General features: G+C 46.1%; 4 protein-coding genes. 1 reads left to right on the plus strand and 3 read right to left on the minus strand.

Annotated elements, in window-relative coordinates; genetic code table 11:
• Positions 1 to 57: 57 nt before the first annotated feature.
• Entirely contained in the window at positions 58 to 264 is a 207-nt protein-coding gene (gene rpoZ / locus ACTHUM_RS12480) for a DNA-directed RNA polymerase subunit omega (protein WP_003682294.1), read from the minus strand.
• A 52-nt stretch (positions 265 to 316) separates the two neighbouring features.
• Positions 317 to 934, minus strand: coding sequence for a guanylate kinase (gmk, locus tag ACTHUM_RS12485; protein ID WP_070461392.1), 618 nt, complete (start codon positions 932 to 934; stop codon positions 317 to 319).
• A gap of 168 nt (positions 935 to 1,102) precedes the next feature.
• On the opposite strand from gmk, the gene ACTHUM_RS12490 reads away from it, so the two are divergent.
• Positions 1,103 to 1,663: an adenine phosphoribosyltransferase gene (locus ACTHUM_RS12490; RefSeq protein ID WP_063076010.1), complete on the plus strand. Its 561-nt coding sequence runs from the start codon at positions 1,103 to 1,105 to the stop codon at positions 1,661 to 1,663.
• Positions 1,664 to 1,708: 45 nt separating this feature from the next.
• On the opposite strand, the gene ACTHUM_RS12495 is transcribed toward ACTHUM_RS12490, so the two are convergent.
• On the minus strand, positions 1,709 to 1,958 hold a 250-nt coding region (locus tag ACTHUM_RS12495; protein ID WP_440403010.1), incomplete at its 5' end, for a toxin-antitoxin system YwqK family antitoxin.

The following is a 1,958-nucleotide window of genomic DNA, read 5'->3' on the forward strand; positions in this document are numbered from 1 at the left end:
GTTGTGATATCGCACCGATACAGTCCGCGCGGCGGTTTTATCGGTTTGCCGGTTGGTTTATTTATTGCGGGTCAGCAGCTCGGTTCCGATTTGTCCGGCTGCGATTTCGCGCAGGGCGGTAACGGTTGGTTTGTTGTTGCGGATGTCGTCAACCAAAGGCGTATTGCCGTTTTCTAATTGACGTGCGCGACGGGCGGCAACGAGGGTAAGGTCGAAGTGGTTAGGGATTTTACCTGTGCAGTCTTCAGTAGTAATACGGGCCATGTTTGCTTGCTTTCTTTCTATGTTTCAAATAAACGGTTATTTTCGCTGTTTTTTAGGAATTTTCCAACAGGTTTGAGATAAATCCCTGTTGAGAGGATTTTTTCAGACGGCCTGCTTTAATAATGTGGAACAAATCGGCTTCGGCACGATCCAAATCGTCATTCACGACGACGTAATCGAACAAAACGGATTGCTCAATCTCATGACGGGCTTTTGAAAGGCGTGTTTGAATAACTTCTTCGCTGTCTGTACCACGGCCAATCAAACGTTGCGCCAATACCTCAAAGGAAGGCGGCAGGATAAAAATGCTGCTGGCTTCAGGCAACGATTTACGCACTTGTGCCGCACCTTGCACATCGATTTCCAAAATTACATCATAGCCCTCTTCGCTCAGCGAATTTACGCCGGCAATGCTGGTGCCGTAATAATTGCCGAACACATTGGCGTGTTCCAAAAAGGCTCTTTGCTCAATCAATGATTCAAATTCTTCTTTGGGAACAAAGTGATAATGTACACCATGTTCCTCACCCTCTCGCGGCTGGCGCGTGGTATGAGAAATGGAAACACGGATATCGTCATGATTTTTCAACAGGCGCGACACCAAGGTCGTTTTACCTGTGCCGGAAGCGGCAGAAATGATGTAAATATTGCCTTTTTTATGATTTTGCATGGTGGTTTAGTCGATGGTATGTACCTGTAAATTATAACACAACACAATGTTTCTCGGAATTTCAGACGGCATGTTGCAAAATTTGGCTATTGTATCGATTAATTTGGCAAGTCCGCATATGACCGCTACAATATCGCGTTAAAAACTTTTTGATTTCGGAATGTCGAGATGTTGATTCATCCTGAAGTAATGGGCGTAGAAGCTTTGGCGGACAAAATCCGTAAAATTGAAAATTGGCCGCAAAAAGGGATTTTGTTTCATGACATCACTCCCGTTTTGCAAAGCGCAGAATATTTCCGCCTGCTGGTCGATTTACTGGTTTACCGCTATATGGGGCAAAAAGTTGATGTTGTTGCGGGCTTGGATGCGCGCGGCTTCATTATTGGCGCGGCTTTGGCCTATCAGCTAAACGTCGGCTTTGTCCCCATCCGCAAAAAAGGCAAACTGCCGTTTGATACGGTTTCTCAAAGTTACGCTTTGGAATATGGTGAAGCAACGGTAGAAATCCATACCGACGCCATCAGGCCGGGCGCGCGCGTTTTGTTGGTAGATGATTTGGTGGCAACCGGCGGCACAATGCTGGCAGGTGTCGAGCTGATCCGAAAACTGGGCGGCGAAGTAATCGAAGCGGCTGCCATTTTGGAATTTACCGACTTGGACGGCGGCAAAAAAATCCGTGAAAGCGGCGCGCCGTTATTTACCCTGTGCCAAAACAAAGGCTGTATGTAATAAAAAACCGCAAGCTGCTCAGCCTGCGGTTTTTTATGATTAAAATTATTCGAGGACGTATCCGTCCGTATCCCAAAAAGTTTTTTTCACCAACTGGTCGTCTTTATAAACCAACTCGGATTTCTTCGCACCATCATCATACCAATCCAAAATGATGCCGCTGCGTTTGCCATTGCGAATACTCAATTCAGACACAACGCGGCCATTTTCATCCCAACTGATGATCTCCGTCGGTTTGTCATTGCTTATCATCATTTCAGTTTTCGGACTGCCGTCTGAATACCATTGTTTCCAA

The sequence above is a fragment of the Neisseria sp. P0021.S006 genome (genome assembly GCF_051956895.1).

What these genes read in the sequence shown, in the direction of transcription:
- rpoZ (WP_003682294.1), bottom strand. Translation starts at nt 264, where the DNA reads ATGGCCCGTATTACTACTGAAGACTGCACAGGTAAAATCCCTAACCAC.
- gmk (WP_070461392.1), bottom strand. Translation starts at nt 934, where the DNA reads ATGCAAAATCATAAAAAAGGCAATATTTACATCATTTCTGCCGCTTCC.
- ACTHUM_RS12490 (WP_063076010.1), top strand. Translation starts at nt 1,103, where the DNA reads ATGTTGATTCATCCTGAAGTAATGGGCGTAGAAGCTTTGGCGGACAAA.